Annotated in this window: 26 protein-coding genes and 1 pseudogene; 19 read left to right on the top strand and 8 right to left on the bottom strand. The window is 61.8% G+C overall.

The window, feature by feature from the left end; all coding sequences use genetic code 11:
* Positions 1–115: 115 nt before the first annotated feature.
* A complete protein-coding gene (locus tag BM160_RS17775) occupies positions 116–529 on the bottom strand; it encodes a type II toxin-antitoxin system VapC family toxin (RefSeq protein WP_092007511.1) in 414 nt (137 codons plus the stop codon).
* A gap of 9 nt (positions 530–538) precedes the next feature.
* The gene (locus BM160_RS17770; protein ID WP_092007510.1) at positions 539–799 is read right to left on the bottom strand and encodes a type II toxin-antitoxin system Phd/YefM family antitoxin; all 261 of its coding nucleotides are present in this window, start codon (positions 797–799) and stop codon (positions 539–541) included.
* A 344-nt stretch (positions 800–1143) separates the two neighbouring features.
* On the opposite strand from BM160_RS17770, the gene BM160_RS22675 reads away from it, so the two are divergent.
* Entirely contained in the window at positions 1144–1320 is a 177-nt protein-coding gene (locus BM160_RS22675; protein WP_177219060.1) for a hypothetical protein, read from the top strand.
* A 69-nt stretch (positions 1321–1389) separates the two neighbouring features.
* Here the strand turns inward: BM160_RS22675 and BM160_RS17765 are convergent, their stop codons facing one another.
* Positions 1390–1734 carry a hypothetical protein gene (locus tag BM160_RS17765; RefSeq protein WP_143093283.1) on the bottom strand — a complete coding sequence of 115 codons (345 nt, stop codon included), beginning with the start codon at positions 1732–1734 and terminating at the stop codon, positions 1390–1392.
* 319 nt (positions 1735–2053) lie between these two features.
* On the opposite strand from BM160_RS17765, the gene BM160_RS17760 reads away from it, so the two are divergent.
* Positions 2054–2356: a HigA family addiction module antitoxin gene (locus BM160_RS17760; protein WP_092007508.1), complete on the top strand. Its 303-nt coding sequence runs from the start codon at positions 2054–2056 to the stop codon at positions 2354–2356.
* A gap of 315 nt (positions 2357–2671) precedes the next feature.
* Here BM160_RS17760 and rpe read toward each other — a convergent pair whose 3' ends face one another.
* The gene (rpe, locus tag BM160_RS17755) at positions 2672–3367 is read right to left on the bottom strand and encodes a ribulose-phosphate 3-epimerase (protein ID WP_092007507.1); all 696 of its coding nucleotides are present in this window, start codon (positions 3365–3367) and stop codon (positions 2672–2674) included.
* An 89-nt stretch (positions 3368–3456) separates the two neighbouring features.
* On the opposite strand from rpe, the gene apaG reads away from it, so the two are divergent.
* The 4 genes from apaG to BM160_RS17735 all read left to right on the top strand — a co-directional run bounded on the left by apaG (position 3457) and on the right by BM160_RS17735 (position 8434).
* The gene (apaG, locus tag BM160_RS17750; protein ID WP_092007506.1) at positions 3457–3852 is read left to right on the top strand and encodes a Co2+/Mg2+ efflux protein ApaG; all 396 of its coding nucleotides are present in this window, start codon (positions 3457–3459) and stop codon (positions 3850–3852) included.
* Between the two features lie 8 nt (positions 3853–3860).
* Positions 3861–5825, top strand: a complete 1965-nt coding sequence (locus BM160_RS17745) for a site-specific recombinase (RefSeq protein ID WP_092007505.1) — start codon at positions 3861–3863, stop codon at positions 5823–5825.
* Positions 5826–6045: 220 nt separating this feature from the next.
* Positions 6046–7305, top strand: a complete 1260-nt coding sequence (locus BM160_RS17740) for a cation:proton antiporter domain-containing protein (protein ID WP_092007504.1) — start codon at positions 6046–6048, stop codon at positions 7303–7305.
* Positions 7295–8434, top strand: coding sequence for a YbdK family carboxylate-amine ligase (locus BM160_RS17735; protein ID WP_092007503.1), 1140 nt, complete (start codon positions 7295–7297; stop codon positions 8432–8434). The genes BM160_RS17740 and BM160_RS17735 overlap by 11 nt, the downstream gene beginning before the upstream one ends.
* Here the strand turns inward: BM160_RS17735 and BM160_RS17730 are convergent.
* Complete coding sequence (locus BM160_RS17730) at positions 8412–9464, bottom strand: serine hydrolase domain-containing protein (protein WP_092007502.1); 1053 nt, start codon at positions 9462–9464, stop codon at positions 8412–8414. The two genes, BM160_RS17735 and BM160_RS17730, sit on opposite strands and share 23 nt — an antisense overlap.
* 372 nt (positions 9465–9836) lie before the next feature.
* Here BM160_RS17730 and BM160_RS17725 point away from each other — a divergent pair, with 372 nt between their 5' ends.
* The 10 genes from BM160_RS17725 to BM160_RS17680 all read left to right on the top strand — a co-directional run bounded on the left by BM160_RS17725 (position 9837) and on the right by BM160_RS17680 (position 19344).
* Positions 9837–11402: an ABC transporter substrate-binding protein gene (locus BM160_RS17725; RefSeq protein ID WP_218156626.1), complete on the top strand. Its 1566-nt coding sequence runs from the start codon at positions 9837–9839 to the stop codon at positions 11400–11402.
* Between the two features lie 16 nt (positions 11403–11418).
* Entirely contained in the window at positions 11419–12336 is a 918-nt protein-coding gene (locus BM160_RS17720; RefSeq protein ID WP_092007500.1) for an ABC transporter permease, read from the top strand.
* A gap of 3 nt (positions 12337–12339) precedes the next feature.
* Entirely contained in the window at positions 12340–13251 is a 912-nt protein-coding gene (locus tag BM160_RS17715) for an ABC transporter permease (RefSeq protein WP_092007499.1), read from the top strand.
* Positions 13248–14234 carry an ABC transporter ATP-binding protein gene (locus BM160_RS17710; RefSeq protein WP_092007498.1) on the top strand — a complete coding sequence of 329 codons (987 nt, stop codon included), beginning with the start codon at positions 13248–13250 and terminating at the stop codon, positions 14232–14234. The genes BM160_RS17715 and BM160_RS17710 overlap by 4 nt, the downstream gene beginning before the upstream one ends.
* On the top strand, positions 14231–15217 hold the full coding sequence (locus tag BM160_RS17705; RefSeq protein ID WP_092007497.1) for an ABC transporter ATP-binding protein: 987 nt from the start codon (positions 14231–14233) through the stop codon (positions 15215–15217). The genes BM160_RS17710 and BM160_RS17705 overlap by 4 nt, the downstream gene beginning before the upstream one ends.
* Complete coding sequence (locus tag BM160_RS17700) at positions 15214–16605, top strand: M20 family metallopeptidase (protein WP_092007496.1); 1392 nt, start codon at positions 15214–15216, stop codon at positions 16603–16605. The genes BM160_RS17705 and BM160_RS17700 overlap by 4 nt, the downstream gene beginning before the upstream one ends.
* Before the next feature lie 59 nt (positions 16606–16664).
* Positions 16665–17651 carry a thiamine-phosphate kinase gene (gene thiL, locus BM160_RS17695; RefSeq protein ID WP_092007495.1) on the top strand — a complete coding sequence of 329 codons (987 nt, stop codon included), beginning with the start codon at positions 16665–16667 and terminating at the stop codon, positions 17649–17651.
* Positions 17652–17659: 8 nt separating this feature from the next.
* Positions 17660–18223, top strand: coding sequence for a phosphatidylglycerophosphatase A family protein (locus BM160_RS17690; RefSeq protein ID WP_092007494.1), 564 nt, complete (start codon positions 17660–17662; stop codon positions 18221–18223).
* The gene (locus tag BM160_RS17685; protein WP_092007493.1) at positions 18220–18735 is read left to right on the top strand and encodes a CinA family protein; all 516 of its coding nucleotides are present in this window, start codon (positions 18220–18222) and stop codon (positions 18733–18735) included. Before BM160_RS17690 ends, BM160_RS17685 begins: the two co-directional genes overlap by 4 nt.
* A gap of 81 nt (positions 18736–18816) precedes the next feature.
* The gene (locus BM160_RS17680; protein ID WP_092007492.1) at positions 18817–19344 is read left to right on the top strand and encodes a cytochrome b; all 528 of its coding nucleotides are present in this window, start codon (positions 18817–18819) and stop codon (positions 19342–19344) included.
* Positions 19345–19360: 16 nt separating this feature from the next.
* Here the strand turns inward: BM160_RS17680 and BM160_RS17675 are convergent, their stop codons facing one another.
* The gene (locus BM160_RS17675) at positions 19361–19786 is read right to left on the bottom strand and encodes a PPC domain-containing DNA-binding protein (protein WP_092007491.1); all 426 of its coding nucleotides are present in this window, start codon (positions 19784–19786) and stop codon (positions 19361–19363) included.
* A 101-nt stretch (positions 19787–19887) separates the two neighbouring features.
* Positions 19888–20238, bottom strand: coding sequence for a nucleotide pyrophosphohydrolase (locus BM160_RS17670; protein WP_092007490.1), 351 nt, complete (start codon positions 20236–20238; stop codon positions 19888–19890).
* Positions 20239–20332: 94 nt separating this feature from the next.
* Between BM160_RS17670 and BM160_RS17665 the strand changes: the two genes are divergently transcribed.
* The 3 genes from BM160_RS17665 (at position 20333) to BM160_RS17655 (ending at position 22287) form a co-directional block, all read left to right on the top strand.
* The gene (locus BM160_RS17665; RefSeq protein WP_092007489.1) at positions 20333–20824 is read left to right on the top strand and encodes a nuclear transport factor 2 family protein; all 492 of its coding nucleotides are present in this window, start codon (positions 20333–20335) and stop codon (positions 20822–20824) included.
* A gap of 24 nt (positions 20825–20848) precedes the next feature.
* Positions 20849–21319, top strand: a complete 471-nt coding sequence (locus BM160_RS17660) for an OsmC family protein (protein ID WP_092007488.1) — start codon at positions 20849–20851, stop codon at positions 21317–21319.
* A 338-nt stretch (positions 21320–21657) separates the two neighbouring features.
* Positions 21658–22287, top strand: coding sequence for an HNH endonuclease (locus tag BM160_RS17655; protein WP_092007487.1), 630 nt, complete (start codon positions 21658–21660; stop codon positions 22285–22287).
* A gap of 2 nt (positions 22288–22289) precedes the next feature.
* On the opposite strand, the pseudogene BM160_RS17650 reads toward BM160_RS17655, so the two are convergent.
* Positions 22290–22619: pseudogene (locus tag BM160_RS17650) on the bottom strand (helix-turn-helix domain-containing protein); the annotation flags it as partial.

The following is a 22619-nucleotide window of genomic DNA, read 5'->3' as shown; positions in this document are numbered from 1 at the left end:
ACTCACATTCGATAATCCACCATTATCCAATGTAACAAACCAAAATTCACCGGTTTTGCTGAGGCGCCGACGGTATGTACTTTCATATTACATACCACGGTACGATTGCCATCTCTTACACAGTCCAAGGGTTCACGAGCGCTACGCCCGTATCGGCAAAATCTGACACGTTGCGTGTCACGACCGTAAAGCTGTGCTCAATCGCCGTTGCAGCGATCATCGCATCACGCTCTGAGCGTGGGTTAGGCACATGCAGTGAAGCACACACCGTAGCGGTGATGTCGGTGAATGGCAAAATCTGTCCAGCGAATGCTTCCCGCACTCCAGAAAGCCAGCTGCGCAGCGCGCTCCCCTGAGGTGGCGTGCGTCGCTCCAGTGCCAGGATGCCCATTTCCAACTCAAGGATGGTGATGGCCGACAGGAAAAGCCTGCTGCTCGGCTGCCCTGCGGCCCAGGCCCGCACCTCGGCAGATTGATGGGGTTTGCCATGGCGCAGCTCGGAAATGACGTTGGTATCCAGTACGAACATTAAGCGCCCTCAATCAAACGATGCGCCTTGGATCTGGAGATTGAGTCGAGGCGGGTCGAAATCGATAGCGTCCCCACCAGGGATGCCATCCATGACATCGAGGAGCGAAGGCTTGCTTTGCCCGGCGATGCGGTAGTAGTCGTCGATTTTTAGCAGCGCAAATGCAGGACGCCCACGGTCGGTAATAAACACAGGGCCATCCACAGCCGCACGCTTGGCCGCTGACACGTCACGTGTGAAGTCGCGGCTAGAAAACGTATGAATACTCATGTTGACCTCCCGAATCGAAGCAATGTCCGTATGTTACGACAAACGCAAAGAGTTGTCAATTTCATGATACCAGCGCAAGCTAAATGTTCAACTCTGACAATGAGTTAGGTTTGTTTCTGCGGTTTTTTACATGAATCCCTGCCGACCCTCAGACTGAACCAAAGCAAGAGAAGTGCTGAAAAAAATGGGGCGTGAGCACGAGATCCACGCCCCAAGGCGCTTGTCGCCGACCTCATTCTCGTGCGCAGCAACAGTACCAAGCCTCCTGACTACCGCCAGGAGGCCAATTTGCAGCTACACCATGTTTCGTAGCTGGACCGGTATCGCGCGGTGAATTCGCGCAGATGACGGGCCTGGATGAGAGAATCGCTCGGAAGGTTCTTTCGCAACTCATCAAGGACGGCCTGCTGGTCAGCGACAGCCCGACAGGTGATGTCGGCATTGGCTTCCCGCTCGACGCCCTGAACTTGCTATTTCCAAAACTCTACCCGGAGGCGGCGGCGCATCCAATGGAAAACTGAGAAGGTCATGTGAAAACTTCGTCCCAGTATTCTGCGTATTCGACCTTATCCGGCGTTTATTGAAACGGGTCAAATCCATTCCGGTGGCCAATCGAGCTTTCGAGCCACGCTCGAAACGAGCCAAACAATCTCCGGATGCGTGAGCCCTGTTTCAAGCGAGAGCACCCCATCATGTATCCGTCGAAGAATCTGAGATGTCGACCACATTGGATTTTCTTCACGTTTGCGTTGCCCGTACGGCACAAGCTGCTGCATCAAGTCCAGGCAAATGGCGTAACGCTCCTGACGCTCTTCCTCTGTGAGGCCAACAACAAACCTGTCGCCTATTTTTCGCGCCACAAACTTCGGTTGAGCGCCGCCCATACCACTCGGATATGGATTACCAGGATAGTCGGATGGGATTTCGTGTTTCATGTTGCCTGCCGATTGCAGATACCTGTCTATGATGAAAGTTACGCTATCGTGCGCCCCTGGTAAGTCAGTACTGGTTGATGCGCAATAGAACCCATTCCTTTGTTGACGCCAACCCTCCATTGATCAGCTGCGCCGATCTTAAGGTGCCCAGGTCAACTCTCCGAATTATCATATCCAGCAACCTTCTACAAGAAGTGCAAGTGATCACTCCATAGTCAGCACAGGCCCTTTTGAATGGTCAATTCGGCATTGGCACACACCTAGGGCGTTTGAACAATGATGCGTACCTGTTTACTATCAGGATTCCTTCTGAGGTTATATGACTCGCATGCACAACCCGCCACACCCAGGCGAAGTCCTTCGGGAATATTTGGGAAACGTCTCTGTGACAGAAGCAGCTGTGAAGCTTGGCGTAAACCGAGCCACTCTATCGCGAGTTGTCGCCGGCTCGTCTGGTATTTCAGCTGACATGGCGTACCGATTGGGGGACGCCTTTGGGACCAGTCCGGAATTATGGGGATGCATGCAATTGCAGTACGACTTGTACCAAGCCGGCAAGATCAAACGACCACCGATAAATCTTATTGTCTCGAAAGCGTATAGGTCGCGATGCCCCCGGTGATTGCGGCTCGCACGACGTGTTCATACGCAATTGGCATGTCAATTATTTTGCATATAGATGCTCGAAAGCATCTCTGCTTTTTCGCGATAAACCGTTGAGCAAAGTTCGACGTGAACCCTACTGCATACACAGTCACGTTCATGTTTCAAACTCTATTAAATCTACAGAGAAGATTTTTCTTGCTCCGAGGTGTTTGTTTCAAACTATCAGGCTGAATTTGAACAAGCTTCGTTTCAGCCGTCAGAGGGAATAAGATATTTTTTGTTTCAAACACTATTTCTTCGTACCACGCCAAGGCTGGCCAGAAAAACCGGCTCAGCCACCTAGCGCTCCGCGCATTGTGTCAATCACCGCCTTGTAGTCGGGCTTGCCAAAGATGGCACTGCCGGCCACAAAGGTGTCAGCCCCGGCGGCGGCGACGCGGGCAATGTTGTCGGTCTTGATACCGCCGTCGACTTCCAGGCGGATGTCCTTGCCGCTGGCATCTATGCGTTTGCGCACCGCTTCAATCTTGCGCAAGGCGCTGTCAATAAAGCTTTGGCCGCCAAAACCGGGATTGACGCTCATGATCAGAATCAGGTCAATATCGTCGATCACCCAGTCCAGCACATCCAGCGGCTCCGCCGGATTAAACACCAGCCCCGGCTTGCAGCCCTTGGCACGGATGGCCTGGATGCTGCGGTGCACATGGCCGGAGGCGTCGGGGTGAAAGCTGATGTAGTCGGCGCCGGCGTCGGCAAAGGCGGCGGCCAGGCTGTCGACCGGCTGCACCATCAGGTGCACGTCAATCGGCACGGCCGAACCATCGACGCGCACGGCATGGGGCTTGAGCGCCTGGCAGATCATGGGCCCAAACGTCAGATTGGGTACGTAGTGATTGTCCATCACGTCAAAGTGAATCCAGTCGGCGCCGGCCGCGATGACGGCCTTGAATTCGTCGCCCAGGCGGGCGAAATCGGCGGACAGGATGGACGGAGCAATCCGGTAGGTGGGCGGCGTGGTTTTACTCATGGCGAGATTGTCGCAGTAAGCGCCTTATGTCGCCGCGCCCCGGCCTGCCGGAGCGGGCGTTAAACTGGCACCCAACCGTTTCTCCTGCCATGTCCAAATACCAATTCTCCTGCGAAGTCATTCCCCACTACCGGCCCGAGCAATCGGCGCCGCAAGAGCAGGTCTATGGCTTTTCCTATACCGTCACCGTGACCAATACCGGCGAGGTGGCAGCGCAGCTGATTTCGCGCCACTGGATCATCTGCGACGCCAACGGCCACACCGAGGAGGTCAAGGGCCTGGGCGTGGTGGGCCACCAGCCGCTGCTCAAGCCCGGCGAGTCCTTCCAGTACAGCAGCGGCTCGCGCCTGCGCACCGCCAGCGGCACCATGCACGGCAGTTATTTTTTCGTCGCCGAGGATGGCGAGCGCTTCGAGGTGAGCATTCCACTGTTCGTGCTGGAAGCGACGCAGGACGGTAACCCACCCAGCCGCGTGCTGCACTAGGTCGGTTCATGAAGGACCTGTCCACCCTGCTCGCCAGGCTGAATCCCGAAGCCGACCTGGCACAGCGCCATGTCTGGCTGATCCAGTTGTTTGCCTGGATTCGCGGTGACCAGACCTCGACCCAGGCCGCCGTGGCCAGGGTTCAGGCTCTGATTGACGCCGTGCAGCGCCAACCCGAGATTCAGGCACGGCTGCAAGCCTGGTGGGAAACGCTGCTGCAAACGGTTGATGTGACGCCTTTACTGGCCGATTTCGGTTTTGCGCCACGCACGGCTTTTGTCAGTGAACTGGCCGAAAGGCTGCGCCGCAAGCTCTTGCCCGGCACGCCCGAAACCACGGATGCCTCTGAACTGTTCCCGCTGATAGCGCCCACCCGCTTCGATGCGCAGTGGATGAGCGCGCTGGACGAGTCGCAAATCGGGCAGCTCACGGTGCTGCTGTCGGCCCACCCCGAGCGCGACGCCAGGCGCTGGCACCACAGCCTGATGGACTCCCTGACCTATTGCACGGCACAAATTCGCGCCACCGGCTTTGCTCCCGAACTGCGGCTGCGCATGGACCGGGCCGACCCCCATGTGCGGGCCTTTCATGCCCTGCCGGCCGATGTGCAGGCGCTGCGCTCGGTGTTTTTTCAGCCCCAGCGCGACGAGGCGGCCCTACAGGCCGCCGTCATGCAGTACCGCGAGCGGCTGGACGCCTGCCGCCAGGCCATCAACAGCATTTATGCGCACCTGGAAGAAAACGGCATTTCCGTCGGCATGGTGTTCAGGCTGCGCCAGTTGCGTGCCCGCATGCTGCGCGACCGCGAGCTGCTAGAGGCCTTGCTGTCGGCCAAACCGGCCATGGCCGCGCTCAAGCTGATGGTGCGCCGCGTCACCATCGCGCAGGAAAGCAAAAGCATAGGTGCGCTGATCAGCGCCAATTCCACTTTGCTGTCGGCCAAGATGGCCGAGCGCAGCGCCGAGACCGGCGAGCACTACATCACCAGAAACCGTGCCGACTACAAGGAAATGCTGGGCAAGGCGATGGGCGGCGGCGCCGTCACCGCACTCACCACACTGCTCAAATTCATGATTGTGGGCATAGGTTTGTCGGCCTTCTGGAGCGGTTTCTGGGCCAGCGTGGCCTATGCCGGCACCTTCATCATGATCCAGCTGCTGCATTTCACGCTGGCCACCAAGCAGCCCGCCATGACCGCACCGGCCATGGCGGCGAAGCTCAAGGACATTGCCTCGGACGAAACCACGACCACGCTGGAAGACTTTGTCGACGAGGTCACGCACCTGGTGCGCTCGCAGGTGGCGGCGGTGTTTGGCAATGTGTTCATGGTGGTGCCGGCGGTGCTGCTGGTCAACGCCATGGTCCAGCTGCTGCTGGGCCACCCGATGATAGGCAGCGAGAGCGCCCATCATGTGCTGGAATCACTGACCCTGCTGGGGCCGACGCTGCTTTGGGCGGCGTTTACCGGCGGGCTGCTGTTTGCCTCCAGCATGATCGCCGGCTGGGTGGAAAACTGGTTTGTGCTGCACCACCTGGACTCAGCCATGCGCCACAACCCGCGCTTTACCGCCGTGCTGGGCGCCGAACGCGCCACGCGCTGGTCGGCCTTCATGCGCAAAAACATTTCCGGTTTCGCCTCTAACATCGCCCTGGGCTTCATGCTCGGCCTGATTCCGGCTTTCACCGGCTTTTTCGGCATAGAACTGGAAGCGCGCCACGTCACGCTCTCCACCGGACAGCTGGCCGCCGCCGGCGCTTCGCTGGGCCTGGAAGCCTTCAGCCATGCGGCGATCTGGTGGTGCATGGCCTCCATCCCGCTGATTGGCGCGCTCAATCTGGGCGTGAGTTTTTACCTGGCATTTCGCCTGGCCCTGCAGGCCCACAACGTCAGCGGCCTGGACCGGGCCCGCATCCGTTCGGCCATCTGGGCGCGCTGGCGCAGCCATCCGCGCAGCTTTTTTGTGCCGGGATAAAACCGGCGCGACTGCATCGGTCAGGGCCAAGCACGGCCGGGGCGCGGGATTTTTCGGATTTGTCCTACAGCCCGGCTGGCGCACTGACGCTAGAGTAACTGGACAACCCTGTTGTTGCCCGATCGTCAGCAGCGCCTGGCCAATAATGCTGACGAATCCTTAATGCCCCCGCCTCCCGCAGGCGTGGCGGCAGAAATTCTGCTCATGGAGAAAACTCCCTATGAACGACATCCTGGCCATCTGGGCTGAATGGGTCAAACCATCGGCCGGATTACCCACTGTGCAGTGGTCCATCTTGCTGGCGCTGGCCGCCGCAGCCGGCCATCTTGTGAACCGCTACAGCGGCCTGCCCAAGGTGATTGGCTATTCGGCGGTCGGCGCCTTCGCCGGTCTGGCCGGTTTCACCGGCGCCGCCTGGCCGCTGCAGGGCACCGGGCTGTTCCTGCTGGAGCTGGGCGTGGCCGTGGTGCTGTTCGAGGCCGGCGGCCGCATTCCCCTGCGCTGGTTTCGCCACAACCCCATGGTGCTGGTGCAAAGCCTGGCCGAATCGACGCTGACCTTTTTGCTGGTGTATTGGCTGATGGGCCTGATGGGCGTGCGCGAAGTGGTTGCCGAATCGCTGGCGCTGCTGGCCATGGCCGCCTCGCCGGCGGTGCTGTCGCGCGTCGCCATAGACACGCGGGCCGCCGGCCCGGTGACCGAGCGGGCCCTGGTACTTTCCACCCTGAGCACCCTGTACGCACTGACACTGTGCAGCGCCCGCGCCGGCATGATGCCGCGCGGCGAGGCGGGCTTGAGCAGCACGCTCTACCCGGTGCTGGTGGTGCTGGGCATGTCAGTGGTGGTGGGGGCGGTGCTGGCCCTCACGCTGCGCACCGCGCTGCGTGTCATGAGTCCGACCAGCGAGAACACCGCCATCTTGCTGCTCGCGCTGATCGCGGCAGGTGCCGCGCTGGCGGCCAACTTTGGCGGCTCGGCGCCGCTGGCGGCGCTGCTGGGCGGCATGCTGCTCAAGCAGCTCAATCCACGGCCCTGGTCATGGCCACGGCAAATGGGCACCGCCTCGTCCATGCTCACCATGCTGATGTTTGTGCTGGTGTCGGTAGTCGCCGCGCAGGCCGACTGGAGCCGCTCCGTGCTCAGCCTGGTAGTGGCGCTGGTGGTGGCCCGCATGCTGGCCAAGATTGCCGGCGTGGCGCTGGGCAATGTCGGCAGCGGCACCAGCTGGAAGCAGGCCTTGTGGGTAGGCTGCGCCATGTCGCCCATGTCCTCGGTGGCGCTGCTGCTGGTGTCCCAGTATGTGGCGGCGTCCGGGCCACTGGGCCGGCAGATTGCCAGCATCGCCTTGCCCGCCATCTTGCTGATGGAGGTGCTGGGGGCCGTGCTGGCCACCGTCTCCATTTATCGCGCCGGCGAAAGTTCCAAACCCTGGGAGCCGCTGACGCGCGGCCCCGCCACAGGACCTGTCCATGAGTCTTGAACCCTTCCATAAATCTGCCGCCCTATCGCTGGGTGTGGAGCTTGAGCTGCAGCTCGTCAACACCCACGACTATGACCTGGCGCCCTATGCCGAGGACATGCTGCGCCTGATGAAAAAAATCCCGCTGCCCGGCGCCGTGGTGCCAGAGATGACCTCAAGCATGATTGAAGTCTCCACCGGCGTCTGCCAGTCGTCTTCCGAAGTGCTGGGCCAGCTCTCGCAAATCCGCGATGCGCTGGTCAAAAGCGCCGACAAGCTCAATATTGCCGTGGTCGGCGGCGGCACCCATCCCTTCCAGCAGTGGCACGAGCGCCGCATTTACGACAAGCCGCGCTTTCGCGAGCTGTCCGAGCTCTACGGCTACCTGTCCAAGCAGTTCACGATTTTTGGCCAGCATGTGCATGTGGGCTGCCCGGATGCCGACAGCGCGCTGCTGACCTTGCACCGCATGTCGCGCTACATTCCGCACTTCATCGCGCTGTCCGCTTCCAGCCCCTATGTGCAGGGCCAGGACACGGCCTTTGACTCGGCGCGGCTCAACTCGGTATTTGCCTTTCCCCTCTCGGGTCGGGCACCCTTTGCGCTGACCTGGGACGAGTTCACGGTCTACTTCGACAAGATGACGCGAACCGGCGTGGTCAAGAGCATGAAGGACTTCTACTGGGACATCCGGCCCAAGCCCGAATTCGGCACCATAGAAATCCGTGTCTTCGACACGCCACTGACCGTCGAGCGCGCCGCCGCGCTGTCCGGCTACGTGCAGTCGCTGGCCTCGTGGTTCATGAGTGAGCAGCCCTTCATACCGACCGAGGACGACTACCTGGTCTATACCTATAACCGCTTTCAGGCCTGCCGCTTCGGCCTGGACGCGGTCTATGTGGACCCGGCCACCGGCAGCCATATGCCGCTACGCGAGCACATCCTGATGACCATGAGCCAGATCGATCGCCATGCCGCCAGCGTAGGCGCCAGCTCCTCGCTTCACCTGCTGCGCAGCAGCGTGGACCGTGCCGACAACGATGCCCGCTGGCTGCGCGAAAAACAGGGCGAAGAACGCCTGCTGGCCGAAGTGATACGGCAGTCAGCAGAGCTGTTCAGAGGGCGCGCTACTGCGAATCTACGGCCTTGAGTACTTGGCCGAAAAATTCGTCGGCATGCGCGGAGTTGAGCCATCGCACCACCACGACCATTTGCCGCTCGGGCTCGATCCAGGTGAATGAGCTACCGGCCCCCACCGCGAAATAGCTGCTCGCAGGCAGACTAGGAAACATCTTGCGCTCATGATTGAGCCAGATCAGGTAACCGTAATACGGCGCCAGCGCGCAAGGTGTTTGCATGCGCCGCAGCCAGGCAGAAGACAGAATCTGCCGCCCGTTGGCCCGTCCCTCATTGAGAAGCATCTGTCCGATCAGCGCCTGGTCTTCGCTGGAAATCGACAGCCCGCCGCCCCAGTGCGTGCCCCCCGGCACCGATTGCACGCGCTGACCGGCAATCTCGACCCAGGCCTTGTCGTAGCCGACCCAGCGCCAGTTCTCAGTCGCACCCACAGGCCGCGTGATGAACTCGCGAAAAACATCAGGCAAGGGCCGCTGAAACAGATGGAGCAATGCCAGCGATAACTGGTTGATCCGCACATCGTTGTATTCCCAGTAAGTGCCTGGCGCCGCCAAGGGACGCAGATCCCCCTTCTTGCCATCAGGCGGAACCCCGAATGTCACCGCGCGGTAGTGATCCGCCTGATCCGGCAGACCGAAGTAGCTACCGCCCCACTCGCTGGTTTGCTGCAGCATTTGCGACCAGGTGACCTGCGCATTGGCGCCGTCGTCAAACCCGATGCCAGGAACACGCTTGCCAATGGGCTCATCCACATCGGGCAACAGGCCCTGATCATGGGCGACGCCGGCCAGCAGTGCGAGGTAGGTTTTGGCCACGCTAAAGGTCAGGTCTGCGCGTTGCGGCTCACCCCAGGAGCGCAGTTTTTCACCCCGCAGCATGATGGTTCCGGAAACCGGTCCACGGGCATGAACCGGACCCAGCAAACGGTTCCAGGGATGTGGATCATGCCGATGCACGCCCCAGTTTTCTGTGACGTCCCTATCCCAGGTGCTTTCATGATCAATGGAAAACTGAACCGCCTGCTCTAGCACTTTGTCTCTCATGAAAACTCTCTTCCGTTTTTCGTTTTAGGTGAATGAAAATCCGTTGGACCGCACTCGTTTCGCCGACTCGGGAGGCATGGCGCATAGGCCATCGATGACGCGGCTTTTGGCGAAAAAAGCCAGGCGACAAGCCGCCCGAAGCTGGCCATCACACACTTGCGACTGGCTCTGCAGCGCATCGCTAGGGAAAGCCCTCTCTCTGTTTCAAATAAGTGTACACAAAATACAAAATTGGCACGACCCCATTCACACGCTCCATTTCCCTATAAAAATAGTTATGGATGTGATTAAAGAGTCCGGACAAACTGCATACAAAACCAAAGTCGCTAGCAATTCAAGTCCTGAAGTCAAGCTCAAAAAAGGAAACTGACCATGAGAAAACCCCACGCACGCGTTTCACAGCAACTCACTCGGCATGCGATGAAAGCCGTTTCGGCCTGCCTGTTAGCGGCGGGGCTTTTCTCCTTGAGCAGCCCGGCGCTGGCGGACAAGAAAAGTGACACCCTTCGCATGGCCTACGACCAGGCCCCCGAAAGCGTCGACCCTTACTTCAACAATGTCCGCATTGGCGTCATCATTGCCGCTAACGTCTGGGACACCCTGCTGTATCGCGACCCGATGACCAACGAGTACAAAGGTCAACTCGCCAAGAGCTGGAAGCAGATTGATGACAAGACGCTGGAATTCGAGCTTCGCGAAGGCGTGAAATTTCACAACGGCGAAGAGTTCGACGCGGACTCTGTGGTCTACACGCTGACCTTCGTGGCCGACCCCAAGAACAAGGCGGTCACCCAGCAAAATGTCAGCTGGATCGACAAGGTCGAAAAGCTGGGCAAGTACAAGGTCCGCGTGATCAGCAAGAAGCCCTTCCCCGGCGCCAAGGAATACCTGTCCACCACCGTCGCCATCCATCCCGCCAAATACTACAAAGAAGTCGGCCCCAGCGGCATGAACGCCAAGCCCGTGGGCACCGGACCCTACAAGGTCGCGGAATACATTCCAGGCAAGTCCATCACGCTGGAAAAAAATACCAACTATTTCAAGGACTCGCCCAAGGTACAGCCGACCATAGGCAAGGTCCAGGTCCGCTTCATCCCCGACCGTCAGACACAGATGGCCGAAGTCATCTCAGGTGGCGCGGACTTCATCATGCACGTGCCGCAAGACCAGGCCAATCAGCTGAAATCTGTGCCATCCGTGCAGGTGGTCAGCGGCAACACCATGCGCATCGTGTTCATGCAAATGAACATCCAGGAAGGCACGCCATCGCCCGAGCTCAAGGATGTCCGTGTCCGCAAGGCCATTGCGCACGCGATTGATCGCAAGGCCATCATCAAGAACATCGTTGGCCAGGGCTCAGAACTGCTCAACACCATGTGCACGCCCTCGCAGACCGCTTGCACCGAGGAAGGCGCCACCGTCTACAACTACGACCCAGCGCTGTCGAAAAAGCTGCTGGCCGAGGCCGGCTACCCCAACGGCTTCAGCATTGACATCGTGGCCTATCGGGAGCGCCAGCAAACGGAAGCCATCATCAACTACCTGCAGGCCGTGGGCATCAAGCCCAAGCTGAGCTATCTGCAATATGCCGCGATGCGCGACATGATCCGCGCCAACAAGGCCGGCCTGACGCACCAGACCTGGGCCTCCAATCTGGTGAATGATGTTTCCGCCTCGACACCGGTGTACTTCGGCTTCGGCAGCGACGACATCACCCGCGACCCGGAAGTGCGTGACCTGCTGGAAAAAGGCGATCACACCATAGACACCGCGCCACGCAAGGAGTACTACAAAAAAGCCTTGAACCTGATCGCCGACAAGGCCTACGCCGTTCCACTGTGGTCGCTGCCGGTCTATTACGTCGCGCAAAAGGATGTCGCCTTCAAGCCCTACCCGGATGAGCTCGTGCGCTTCTGGGAAATGAGCTGGAAGAAGTAAACAGGAAGCTGCCCCCATGTTCGTTTACGTACTCAAACGCTTGGGGTTGGCGGTCCTGGTTTCCTTCACGGTTTCCATACTTGCCTTCCTCTTGCTGCATCTCTCGGGCGACCCCGCCGTCGCCCTCGCGGGCGAGGGGGCCAGGCAGGCCGATATAGACATGGTCCGGCAAACCTATGGCCTGGACCGTCCGATTCCGATTCAATATGCCGACTGGCTCTGGAAGCTGGTGCACGGCAACTTTGGCACCTCGGTCTATTTCAAGACCGACGTCGGCCCGCTGATCATGGACAAGCTGGGCACGACCTTGCTGCTAGGCATCTGCGCCCTGGGTGTGGCACTGGTGGTTTCCGTGCCGCTAGGCGTGCTGGCAGCGATTTACAAGAACAGCTGGATAGACCGTCTGTGCCTGGCCATTGCCGTGCTCGGGCAGGCACTGCCCAACTTCTTCTTCGCCCTGTTGCTGATCATGCTTTTTTCGATCTCCTGGCGCATGCTTCCGGTTTCGGGCAGCGACACCTGGCAACACTTCGTCATGCCTGCCATTGCCCTGGGCTATTACGTGGCACCGGCCTTCATGCGGTTGATACGCGCCGGCATGATTGAAGTGCTGGGCGCCGACTACATCCGGACAGCCCGGGCCAAAGGCCTGCCGGTCAGCACCGTGATCTTCAAGCACGCACTGCGCAACGCCATCGTGCCGGTGGTCGCACTGGCGGCCGTGCAACTGGGCTTTTTGCTCGGCGGCTCCGTCGTCATAGAAACCATCTTTGCCCTGAACGGCATAGGCTACCTGGCCTACCAAAGCATCACCTACAAGGACTTCCCGGTGATGCAGGTAATCGTCTTGCTGCTCTCCGGCATCTATGTGCTGCTGACGCTGGCCTCCGACATCGCCAACGCCTGGCTGGACCCCCGCATCCGAGTGGCCTGAACCATGAACACCACCACACTCGCCACTTCACGGCCTGCCGTCGGGAACCCCATGTCAAAAACCAGCGTCCTGATTCGTCGGGTAAGACGCAACAAGGCCCTCATGTTCGGCGGCGGCCTGCTGCTGGCCATGCTCTTCATGGCCATCTTTGCGCCCTTGCTGTCGCCGCACGACCCTTATACCCAGGATCTGGTCAACCGCACCGTGCCTCCGTTCTGGTACGACAAGGGCAGCTGGCTGCACCCTCTGGGCACCGACCAGCTCGGCCGTGACTATCTTTCCCGCCTGTTTTACGGTGCCCGCATTTCCCTGCTGATAGGCGTGAGCGTCGCGCTCATTTCCGGCGTCATAGGCACCACCATGGGCATGCTGGCCGGCTACTTCGGCGGCAAGACCGATATGCTCGTCTCGTTCATGATCACCACCCGGCTGGCCATGCCGGTCATCCTGGTGGCCCTGGCCACGGTGGCGATCCTGGGCGGCTCGCTGTGGGTCATCATCGCCGTGCTCGGCCTGCTCAAGTGGGATCGCTTCGCGGTGGTCATGCGTAGCGCCACCCAACAGGTTCGCTCGCTCGAGTACGTCTCCGCGGCGCAGGCCGCGGGCGCCTCCACCACGCGCATCATTTTGGGCGAGGTGCTGCCCAATGTGGTGCCGCACCTGATCGTGATTGCCACACTGGAAGCGGCCAGCGCCATCTTGCTGGAAGCTTCGCTGTCCTTCCTCGGCCTGGGTGTGCAGCCGCCGCTGCCATCGTGGGGCCTGATGATTTCAGAAGCCAAGGCCTATATGTTTTTCTCGTTCTGGCTGATCGCCATTCCCGGCAGCGCGCTGGCCCTGCTCATCTTCGCCATCAACCTGGCGGGTGACGGCCTGCACGAAGCCCTGACGCCCCAGGATAAGGCCGACGCATGACCAACCCAAAACTGGTGCTGGACGTTCAGGGCCTGAACGTCGACATCAAAACCCCCAAAGGCATGCTGCACGCGGTACGCAATGTCTCCTTCCAGGTGCATCGCGGTGAAACGCTGTGCCTGGTAGGCGAGTCCGGTTGCGGAAAATCCATGACCTCGCTGGCCATCATGGGCCTGCTGCCCAAGGCGGCGCAGCGCACGACCCAAACCCTCTCCCTGCTGGGCGAAGATCTCAACCAGGTGTCATCCAAGCGCCTCAATGACCTTCGCGGCAACAAGATGGCCATGGTGTTCCAGGAGCCCATGACGGCGCTCAACCCCGCCTACACCATAGGCGAGCAGCTCATAGAGCACTACTGCCACCACAAGAAGGCGCCGGCAGAGCAGGCCCGCAAGCGCGCCATAGAACTGCTGGACAAGGTCGGCATCGCCTCGGCCGCGCAACGCCTGGGCCAGTACCCGCACCAGTTGTCGGGCGGACTGCGCCAGCGCATCATGATCGCCATCGCCCTGATGTGCGAGCCCGAACTGCTGATCGCCGATGAGCCCAGCACCGCGCTAGACGTCACCATACAGGCGCAAATCCTGCGCCTGCTGGCCAATCTGCAAAAAGAGCTGGGGCTGGCCATGGTGCTCATCACCCATGACCTGGGCGTGGTGGCGCGCATTGCCGACCGTGTCGGCGTGATGTACGCCGGCCAGGTGGTCGAATCGGGCAGCGCCGAGCAGATTTTCTCGGCACCCAGGCACCCCTATACCACCGGCCTCATGAGCTGCATCCCCATCCCGGGTCGCACCCCGGCGGGCGGAAAACTCGGCACCATTGCCGGCGTGGTGCCCTCGCTGATAGGCGAACTCAAGGGCTGCGCCTTCCGCGACCGCTGCGAGCACGTGCAGCCCGCCTGCGAGCGGCCAATCCCCAGCTACGGCGTGCCCGAAGAACACAGCTGGCGCTGCATCCACCAAGAGGGAGTGGGCCTATGACCGCCTTGATCCAAGCCAATGACCTGAACCGGTCGTTCACCGTCAACGCCGGCATGTTCAAGCCGCGCCAGACCCTGCATGCCGTCAATGGCGTCACGCTCAAACTGGCGCGCGGCGATGTGCTGGGCATTGTGGGCGAGTCCGGCTGCGGCAAATCCACGCTGGCCCGCATGCTGCTGGGCCTGACGCCGGCGAGCAGCGGCACGGTCGAGATCGATGGCCAGGACATCGCCAAGCTGGGCCGGCGCGAACTCACTCGCCGCGTCCAACCGGTGTTTCAAGACCCCTACTCCTCACTCAATCCGCGCAAGAGCATCGTCTCCATCGTGTCCTTTCCGCTAGAGGTCCATGGCATAGGCACGGCCGCCGAACGGCGCGCCAAGGCCATGGAAATGCTCGAGCGTGTGGGCCTGCCCGCCCGCTACGCCGACAACTCGCCGGGTCAGCTGTCCGGCGGACAACGCCAGCGCGTGGCGATTGCAAGGGCGCTGGTGATGAAGCCGGAAATCGTCATTTGCGACGAGCCGACTTCCGCCCTTGACGTCTCCGTTCAGGCGCAGATTCTCAACCTGCTGATGGAGCTGCGCCAGGAGTTCGACCTGACCTATGTATTCATCAGCCACAACCTGGCGGTGGTCCAGCACATCGCCACGCACGTGGCCGTCATGTACCTGGGCCGGGTGGTGGAAACGGCCGCCACCGAAACGCTGTTCAAGCAGCCGCGCCACCCCTACACACAGGCCTTGCTCGCCTCGGTCCTGACACCCGAAACCGGCCTGGGCATTCCCGACATGGGCCTGGGCCTGTCTTTTCCCGATCCGCTACATCCGCCAACGGGATGCCCTTTTCATCCACGCTGCAAGCAACGCCTGGCCAGCTGCGACAGCCTGCGCCCGCCGCTGGCGGCGCTGGCCGGCGACGCATCGGCCCAGGTCGCCTGCCATCTGTACGCACCCACTTCTCAAGAAAGCATCTTGTCATGACACGAGACCAAGCCATCAGCCACGTCCAGCAGCATTTCGACAGCGGCGGCTTTCAGGCCACCATGACGCGCCGCGTCGCCATCCCCAGCGAAAGCCAGAACCCCGAGCGCGGCCGCGAGCTCAAGGCCTACCTCGAAGACGAGATGCGCCCGGCCTTCGAGGCCATGGGCTTTAGCTGCGAGCTGATGACCCACCCCAAGGCGCTGGCGCCTTTCTTGTACGCCGAACGCCTGGAAGGCAGCGATCTGCCCACGGTCTTCGGCTACGGCCATGGTGACGTCATTCGCGGCCTCGACAAGGAATGGAAAGAAGGCACCAGCCCCTGGCAGCTGACCGAAAAAGACGGCCGCTGGTACGGCCGCGGCATTGCCGACAACAAGGGCCAGCACACGGTCAACATGGAGGCTTTGCGCGCCGTGATCGAGACGCGCGGCAAGCTCGGCTTCAACGCCAAATACCTGATTGAAATGGGGGAAGAGACGGGCTCGGGCGGCCTGCGTGAACTCTGCGCCGAAAACCGCCAGCGTTTTGCCGCCGACCTGCTGATCGCCTCCGACGGCCCCCGACTGCGCGCCGAACGCCCCACCGTATTCCTGGGCTCACGCGGCAGCGCCAACTTTGACCTCTCCATTGAAGCCCGCGCCGGCGGCCACCACTCGGGCAACTGGGGCGGCCTGATCTCCAACCCCGGCATACAGCTGGCCCATGCCATTGCCAGCATCGTCTCGCCCAGCGGCCAGATCCGCGTGCCCGAGTGGGTGCCCAAGGAGCTGCCGGCCTCGGTGCGCCGCGCGCTGAGCGATTGCGAGGTCGACGGCGGCGCAGACGGTCCGGTCATAGAACCCGAATGGGGCGAGCCCGGCCTGTCGCCGGCAGAGCGCGTTTTTGGCTGGAGCTCCTTCGAAGTGCTGGCCTACAAGACCGGCAACCCCGACACCCCCGTCAACGCCATCCCGCCGCGCGCCTGGGCCCGCTGCCAGCTGCGCTTCGTCGTCGGCGTGGACGCGCAGGAAATCGTGCCGGCCCTGCGCCGCCACCTGGACCGCCAGGGCTTTCCCATGGTCAATATCTCGACCACCGGCGAGGCGCTGTTCGTGGCCACCCGTGTCGATCCCGATGACGCCTGGGTGCAATGGGCGACGGCATCCATCGCCAAGACCAGCGGCAAGAAACCCGCCGTGCTGCCCAACCTGGGCGGCTCGCTGCCCAACGACATCTTCACCGATGTGCTGGGCCTGCGCACCGTCTGGGTGCCGCACTCCTACCCCGGCTGTTCGCAGCATGCGCCCAACGAGCATCTGCCGCCGGAGTTGCTGCGCGAGGGCCTGACGGTGATGGCCGGCCTGTATTGGGACCTGGGCGCGGGCCAGACGCCGGCCCGTAGCTAAATAGCCGGCGGCGGCGCCTTCGTGGGGCGACATCCGCCGTGGGAGAATGGCCCCCAACCATGGGTGAATTCGACCTGATCGCACGCTATTTCACACGCCCCGCGGCACGGGCGGCACTGGGCGTGGGCGACGACTGCGCGCTCCTGGCGCCCAAGCCCGGCACGCAGCTGGCCATCTCCAGCGACATGCTGGTGCAGGGCCGGCACTTTTTTGCCGATGTCGAGCCCAGCGCCTTGGGCCACAAGGCGCTGGCGGTCAATCTGAGCGACCTCGCCGCCTGCGGCGCCACGCCGCTGGCCTTCACGCTGGCGCTGGCCCTGCCCAGCGCCGACGAGGCCTGGCTGGCGCCGTTCTCGCGCGGCCTGCTGGCCCTGGCCGATGCCCATGGCTGCGAGCTGGTGGGCGGCGACACCACGCAAGGCCCGCTCAACATCTGCATCACCGTGTTTGGCGAAGTGCCCGTGCTCAATGGCAAAAGCCAGGCGCTGCTGCGCTCTGGTGCCAGCGCCGGCGACGACGTTTATGTGAGCGGCACGCTGGGCGATGCCCGGCTAGCGCTGCAAGCCCTGCGCGGCCAGCTGACGCTGCCGGCCAGCGTGATGGCGCAGGCCCGGCAGCGGCTGGAACAACCGACGCCACGCGTCGCGCTGGGCCAGGCGCTGCGCGGCGTGGCCTCGGCGGCGCTGGACGTCAGCGACGGCCTGCTGGGCGACCTGCAGCACCTGCTGACGGCCTCTGGCGTGGGCGCCACCATAGACAGCTCGATCACTACCAATTTAATAGCTGCCTGCGCTCACCCTGATTGGGCTACAGGCCTTATTTCCTTAAATCAGCAGCTGGAATACACGCTCGCCGGCGGCGACGACTACGAGCTGGTCTTTAGCGCGCCGGCAGCGGCGCGCCAGGCCGTGCAAGCCGCCGCCCGCCAGGCCGACACCGCCGTCACCCGCATTGGCCGCATAGAAGACCAGCCCGGCCTGCGGCTGGTGGATGCCCAAGGCCAGCGCCTGTCCAGTAGTTTTTCCTCCTTCGACCACTTTTGCTGAGCCCGCGCATGACTGCTCCCTTTCCGTCACCCGAGCCCACCTCTGCCGCGCCACGCCGGCCCACGGCCAGATTCATGCTGGCCCATCCGGCCCATTTCATCGCCCTGGGGTTTGGCTCAGGCCTGAGCCCCATCGCCCCCGGCACCGCCGGCACCTTGTGGGCCTGGCTGTCATTTCTGGTGCTGCAGCTGTGGCTGACGCCGGCCGCCATGGGCTGGCTGATCGCCGTGTCCATTCCCCTGGGCTGGTGGGTCTGCACCGTCACGGCGCGCAACATGCGGGTGCTGGACCCCAGCAGCATCGTCTGGGACGAGATCGTGGCCTTCTGGCTGGTGCTGTGGCTGGTCACGCCGGCCGGCTTCTGGGGCCAGTTGATCGCCTTCGCCCTGTTTCGCTACTTTGACGCCGCCAAGCCCGGCCCGGTCGGCTGGGCCGATCGCCTGTCGCACGGCGTGGACCCGGCCAGCGACCGCCACGCCTGGACCTGGGCCGGCTTCGGCATCATGATCGACGATCTGGTGGCGGCCGGCTGCAGCTTGCTGGTGATCGCCTTGTGGAGGTTTTTCTCATGACCGAGCCGCTATCAAATTCAGAGCCACCTGCGCCCGACCTGCCTGCGCTAACAGCCGATTTAGCTGAAAAGCTGCGGGCCAAGGGCCGCTTCATGGCGACGGCCGAAAGCTGCACCGGCGGCATGATCTCCGCCGCCTGCACCGACTTGGCCGGCTCCAGCGACTGGTTTGAGCGCGGCTTTGTCACTTATTCCAACGAAGCCAAAACCGAGCTGCTGGGCGTGGACGCCGCGCTGATTGCGCAGCACGGCGCCGTCAGCGAAGAAGTCGCCTGCGCCATGGTGCAGGGCGCCATCGCTCACTCGCGCGCGCAAGTGGCCGTCGCCGTCACCGGCGTGGCCGGCCCCAGCGGCGGCAGCAAGGCCAAGCCCGTGGGCACCGTCTGGTTCGGCTGGGCCACACCGGCCGGCGTGGTCAGCGAACTGCGCCGTTTTGACGGCGACCGCTCCGCCGTCAGATCGGCCACCGTGCATCACGCCTTGCAGCGCTTGGTGGAGCTGCTGAGCCGGTGACTTTGGGCCTCAGCGGCAGAAATTTCCTGGGTTGTTGGTATGCGCCCGCCAAGCCCAAGGCGTTTTTTCCGGAGCTGAACTATGACCACTTTTGAGAAATACCCGCCCTTGCGCATCGCGCTTCACTGGCTCACGGTGCTGCTGCTCGTCGCCGTGTACGCCAGCATGGAGTTGAAGGGCATTTTTCCCAAGGGCAGTGACGCCAGGGAGGTACTCAAGACATGGCATTTCATGCTGGGCCTGAGCGTGCTGCTGCTGGTGCTGCTGCGCCTGCTGGCCCGCTGGATGCAGCCCGGCCCGCCCCAACTGCCAGGACCGGCCTGGCAAGCGTGGCTGGCCAAGGCGACACACCTGGCCTTGTACCTGTTCATGCTGGGCATGCCGCTGGCCGGTTGGCTGGTTTTAAGCACGGCCGGCAAGCCGGTGCCGTTTTTTGGGCTTGAGCTGCCCGCGCTGATGGGGCTAAACAAAACCCTGTCCGGCCAGATCAAGGACCTGCATGAGACGGTGGCCACCATCGGCTACTTCCTGATCGGCCTGCACGCCCTGGCCGCGCTGTTTCACCACTACATCCTCAAAGACAACACCTTGCGGCGCATGTGGCGCTAGGCTTGCCGGCTAGGGCTTAGGCAGCGCGCACCCTCACCACCAGCTCGTCATAGCCCGTCAAGGCATCCGGCTCGCGCGTCAAGGTCCATTCGGGCAACAGGGCCAGCAGCACTTCGGCGGTGGTGCGCACCAGGCAGCCCGGCGCCACATGGCCGCCCAGGACCTCGCCGCTGGCCGTGGCCAGCGCCATGTGCAGGTGCGAACTGCTGTGCAGGCCGCTGTCGGTCTCATTCACGGCCACGCTGCCGCACAAGCTGAGGATTTCGCTGTCACCGCTCAGGCCTAGCGGCTGATCCGCCCCGGCCAGGCGCAGGCGCGCCTCGGACAAGCTGCCTATGCCGCAGAGCACAAAGGCCGCGCGGCAGTGGTGACTGCGCACGGCGGCCTCCAGCGCGGCGCGCAAGTCCTGGCCGGGGTTCAGACGTAGTGGCAGGGTTTGCATAGTTTCTTAAGCAAAATAGGCCTCTGGTGCAGTGGCAGCAAGCGCTAACAGCTATCCTTTTTATAGTATCCAGAGCGACGGCAAAGCCGGCCGGCGTCCGCTCAAGCAGCCTTGTGTTTCTGGCTGGAGCCGCGCGCGCTGGCCACCGGGTACTTCCGGGCGTTGACGACCATTTTCAGGCGCGCCGCCTCGACCAGATCTATGTCCAGCTTGTCACAGAGTTGCAGCAGATACAACAGCACATCGGCCGCCTCGGCGGCAACCTCAGCCTTTTTATCGGCGTTCAGGCTCTGGCTTTGCGCCTCGGTCAGCCACTGAAAATGCTCCAGCAACTCGGCCGCCTCCACGCTCAAGGCCGATGCCAGGTTTTTGGGCGAGTGAAACTGCGCCCAGTCGCGGGCCTCGGCAAAGTCGCGCAAGGCCTGGGTGAGGGATTGAAGATCGTTGTCCATGGCTCGATTCTGGCCTGAACGGCTGGCCCGCCCCGCGCAGGTATAAAGTTTGCAGGCCGCAAGCCACACAAGCGGCACTCACGAAGGAGTCTTCATGCACCCCAACCAGACCCGGCTAGAGCAGTTTTACGCCGCCTTCGCCCGCCTCGATGCCGACGCCATGGCCGCCTGCTACGCGCCCGATGCGCAGTTTGACGACGAGGTGTTTTCGCTGCGCGGCCACGAGCAGGTCAGCGGCATGTGGCGCATGCTTTGCGCGGCAACGCAAGCCAAGGGTCGCGATGCGTGGCAGCTGACTTACAGCGGCATGGCAGCCGACGCCGACAGCGGCCAGGCCCACTGGGAAGCCGACTACCGCTTCAGCGCCACCGGACGCCTGGTGCACAACGTCATCGATGGCGTGTTTGAGTTCAACGACCAAGGCCTGATCAGCCGCCACCGCGACCGCTTCGACTTCTGGGCCTGGTCGCGCCAGGCCTTGGGCCTGCCCGGCCTGCTCTTGGGCTGGACGCCTTTTCTGCGCCGCAAGGTGCGCGCCCAAGCGGCGGCCAATCTGCAAAAATACCTGGCCCAGCGCCAGCGCTGAAGCTTTTTAGGGAATGGAGTGAACATGTCAAGCTATAGCGCCCAAGTGTCATGGCAGCGAAACGGCGAAGACTTTCTCGGCAACCGCTACAGCCGCCGCCACCTGCTGCGCTTTGACGGCGGCCTCGAAGTGCCGGGCTCGTCCTCACCGCATGTCGTGCCGCTGCCGATGTCCGACCCCTCTGCGCTGGACCCGGAGGAGGCCTTCGTCGCCTCGCTGGCCAGCTGCCACATGCTGTGGTTTCTATCTATCGCCGCCAAGCGCCGGTTTTGCGTGGACAGCTACCAGGACGCGGCCGAGGGTGTGATGGCCAAAAACGCCGACGGCAACCTGGCCATGACCGTCGTCACGCTGCGGCCCGCCGCGACTTTCTCGGGCGAGCGCAGGCCCACGCGTGAGGAGCTGGACCAGCTGCATCATGAAGCGCATGAGGCCTGCTTTATTGCCAACTCGGTGAAGACTGAGGTGCGATGTGAGCCGGTGCTGACCCTGTAAGCCCTTCCGCCAGACCGCTGGCGTCTAAGTGGAGGGCCAGTCAACCGCTACGAAATTGGTAGCTGCTTGCGCTCATGACTATTGGGCTAGCACCTAAAAACACTCTCAACAACCGACTTTCAAGCTGACGCATGCGGCAGCGACTGCTTTGACAGGGCTTCTTGGTGTTCTTTGCTTTTGCGGCGTTGGTGGATTTGTTAGCGCAGCAAAGTCCTTTCCGGCCAAGGCAATGCTGATATAAACCAATGACTTACGAACAAGGGAGTTGCCAGCATGAAAGATCAGCCATGTTATTGCGCAGGTTTGCGGTCTAAATCACGTTAGGCTCGCGAAAAACCATGATCCCATCTGGTCTCAAGAAGGTGCACCTGAAGAAAGCCGCCGCAGAGATTGATCTCAACGGTGCTCCGAAGGATCGAGAGTCGGTGCACTACGACCTTGTTCTGCGCGGAAAACTCTATCCACCAAAGTATGTGATCTCGCTCGCTCAAGGCTATGCGACAGGGGAGGATCTTCCTGCTCGGAGCTTCAGCGCAGTTGAGGCTAAAAACTACTTCATTGGTCGTGGCTATACCGTCATTGATCGTCGTCACGACGCTCTTCAAAAGGTCGCACCGGAAGATGAAGAGTCATCGTTTCCGGAAGGTGCAGCAATCTACCGTTTGCATAGACACCTTGAGCGGGATGGTGCGATTTCTCGCAAGGCCAAGGCGAAGCGTCTAGCTGAGACAGGAAAGCTTGAGTGTGAGGTGTGTCAGTTCGACTTCGTCGCGCGCTATGGCTCGATCGGGAATGGATTCATCGAAGCACACCACAAAACACACGTCTCCAAGAACTTGGGAACCGCAAAAACAAAAGCCAGTGACCTTGCGTTGGTCTGCTCCAACTGCCATCGAATGCTGCACACAAGCAAGAATGGGCTCAGCATAGAAGAACTTCGTGCGCATGTGACGAAAACGCGAGCCTAGCAGCGCGCCTGCTCGGTCGCAAAGTCTCCCTTGAAGTCGATCTGCCACAGCGCGTTGGGACGCTCGTGCTCGAAGCGCTGCCAGTGCTGGGCGGCCAAACTGGCCTGGGGGCTGATCAGGCCATGGCGATGCAAGATGGCGGTAATGGTGCTCGCTGGCGGCACCTTGTCCATCCCAAGGTCTGCCAGGCGCCGGGCGATCTTGCGGCCACCCCAGGCGGGATGCGTGGTGCGCAGATCGATCACGGCTTTCTCTACTTCTGGCGAGGTGCGTGTAGGACTTTCTTTGGGTCTTCGGGAGCGGGGCATATAAGCCGCAGATCCCTCCTGCGC

The sequence above is a fragment of the Polaromonas sp. OV174 genome (assembly GCF_900112285.1).
GTDB lineage: Bacteria > Pseudomonadota > Gammaproteobacteria > Burkholderiales > Burkholderiaceae_C > Polaromonas.
Note: the sequence above shows the minus strand (reverse complement) of the source record. Positions and strands in the feature narration are given on the sequence as shown.

Excerpts from the sequence above, each read along its gene's own strand:
- BM160_RS17775 (WP_092007511.1), bottom strand. The coding sequence starts at position 529 with ATGTTCGTACTGGATACCAACGTCATTTCCGAGCTGCGCCATGGCAAA.
- BM160_RS17770 (WP_092007510.1), bottom strand. The coding sequence starts at position 799 with ATGAGTATTCATACGTTTTCTAGCCGCGACTTCACACGTGACGTGTCA.
- BM160_RS22675 (WP_177219060.1), top strand. The coding sequence starts at position 1,144 with ATGACGGGCCTGGATGAGAGAATCGCTCGGAAGGTTCTTTCGCAACTC.
- BM160_RS17765 (WP_143093283.1), bottom strand. The coding sequence starts at position 1,734 with ATGAAACACGAAATCCCATCCGACTATCCTGGTAATCCATATCCGAGT.
- BM160_RS17760 (WP_092007508.1), top strand. The coding sequence starts at position 2,054 with ATGACTCGCATGCACAACCCGCCACACCCAGGCGAAGTCCTTCGGGAA.
- rpe (WP_092007507.1), bottom strand. The coding sequence starts at position 3,367 with ATGAGTAAAACCACGCCGCCCACCTACCGGATTGCTCCGTCCATCCTG.
- apaG (WP_092007506.1), top strand. The coding sequence starts at position 3,457 with ATGTCCAAATACCAATTCTCCTGCGAAGTCATTCCCCACTACCGGCCC.
- BM160_RS17745 (WP_092007505.1), top strand. The coding sequence starts at position 3,861 with ATGAAGGACCTGTCCACCCTGCTCGCCAGGCTGAATCCCGAAGCCGAC.
- BM160_RS17740 (WP_092007504.1), top strand. The coding sequence starts at position 6,046 with ATGAACGACATCCTGGCCATCTGGGCTGAATGGGTCAAACCATCGGCC.
- BM160_RS17735 (WP_092007503.1), top strand. The coding sequence starts at position 7,295 with ATGAGTCTTGAACCCTTCCATAAATCTGCCGCCCTATCGCTGGGTGTG.
- BM160_RS17730 (WP_092007502.1), bottom strand. The coding sequence starts at position 9,464 with ATGAGAGACAAAGTGCTAGAGCAGGCGGTTCAGTTTTCCATTGATCAT.
- BM160_RS17725 (WP_218156626.1), top strand. The coding sequence starts at position 9,837 with ATGAGAAAACCCCACGCACGCGTTTCACAGCAACTCACTCGGCATGCG.
- BM160_RS17720 (WP_092007500.1), top strand. The coding sequence starts at position 11,419 with ATGTTCGTTTACGTACTCAAACGCTTGGGGTTGGCGGTCCTGGTTTCC.
- BM160_RS17715 (WP_092007499.1), top strand. The coding sequence starts at position 12,340 with ATGAACACCACCACACTCGCCACTTCACGGCCTGCCGTCGGGAACCCC.
- BM160_RS17710 (WP_092007498.1), top strand. The coding sequence starts at position 13,248 with ATGACCAACCCAAAACTGGTGCTGGACGTTCAGGGCCTGAACGTCGAC.
- BM160_RS17705 (WP_092007497.1), top strand. The coding sequence starts at position 14,231 with ATGACCGCCTTGATCCAAGCCAATGACCTGAACCGGTCGTTCACCGTC.
- BM160_RS17700 (WP_092007496.1), top strand. The coding sequence starts at position 15,214 with ATGACACGAGACCAAGCCATCAGCCACGTCCAGCAGCATTTCGACAGC.
- thiL (WP_092007495.1), top strand. The coding sequence starts at position 16,665 with ATGGGTGAATTCGACCTGATCGCACGCTATTTCACACGCCCCGCGGCA.
- BM160_RS17690 (WP_092007494.1), top strand. The coding sequence starts at position 17,660 with ATGACTGCTCCCTTTCCGTCACCCGAGCCCACCTCTGCCGCGCCACGC.
- BM160_RS17685 (WP_092007493.1), top strand. The coding sequence starts at position 18,220 with ATGACCGAGCCGCTATCAAATTCAGAGCCACCTGCGCCCGACCTGCCT.
- BM160_RS17680 (WP_092007492.1), top strand. The coding sequence starts at position 18,817 with ATGACCACTTTTGAGAAATACCCGCCCTTGCGCATCGCGCTTCACTGG.
- BM160_RS17675 (WP_092007491.1), bottom strand. The coding sequence starts at position 19,786 with ATGCAAACCCTGCCACTACGTCTGAACCCCGGCCAGGACTTGCGCGCC.
- BM160_RS17670 (WP_092007490.1), bottom strand. The coding sequence starts at position 20,238 with ATGGACAACGATCTTCAATCCCTCACCCAGGCCTTGCGCGACTTTGCC.
- BM160_RS17665 (WP_092007489.1), top strand. The coding sequence starts at position 20,333 with ATGCACCCCAACCAGACCCGGCTAGAGCAGTTTTACGCCGCCTTCGCC.
- BM160_RS17660 (WP_092007488.1), top strand. The coding sequence starts at position 20,849 with ATGTCAAGCTATAGCGCCCAAGTGTCATGGCAGCGAAACGGCGAAGAC.
- BM160_RS17655 (WP_092007487.1), top strand. The coding sequence starts at position 21,658 with ATGATCCCATCTGGTCTCAAGAAGGTGCACCTGAAGAAAGCCGCCGCA.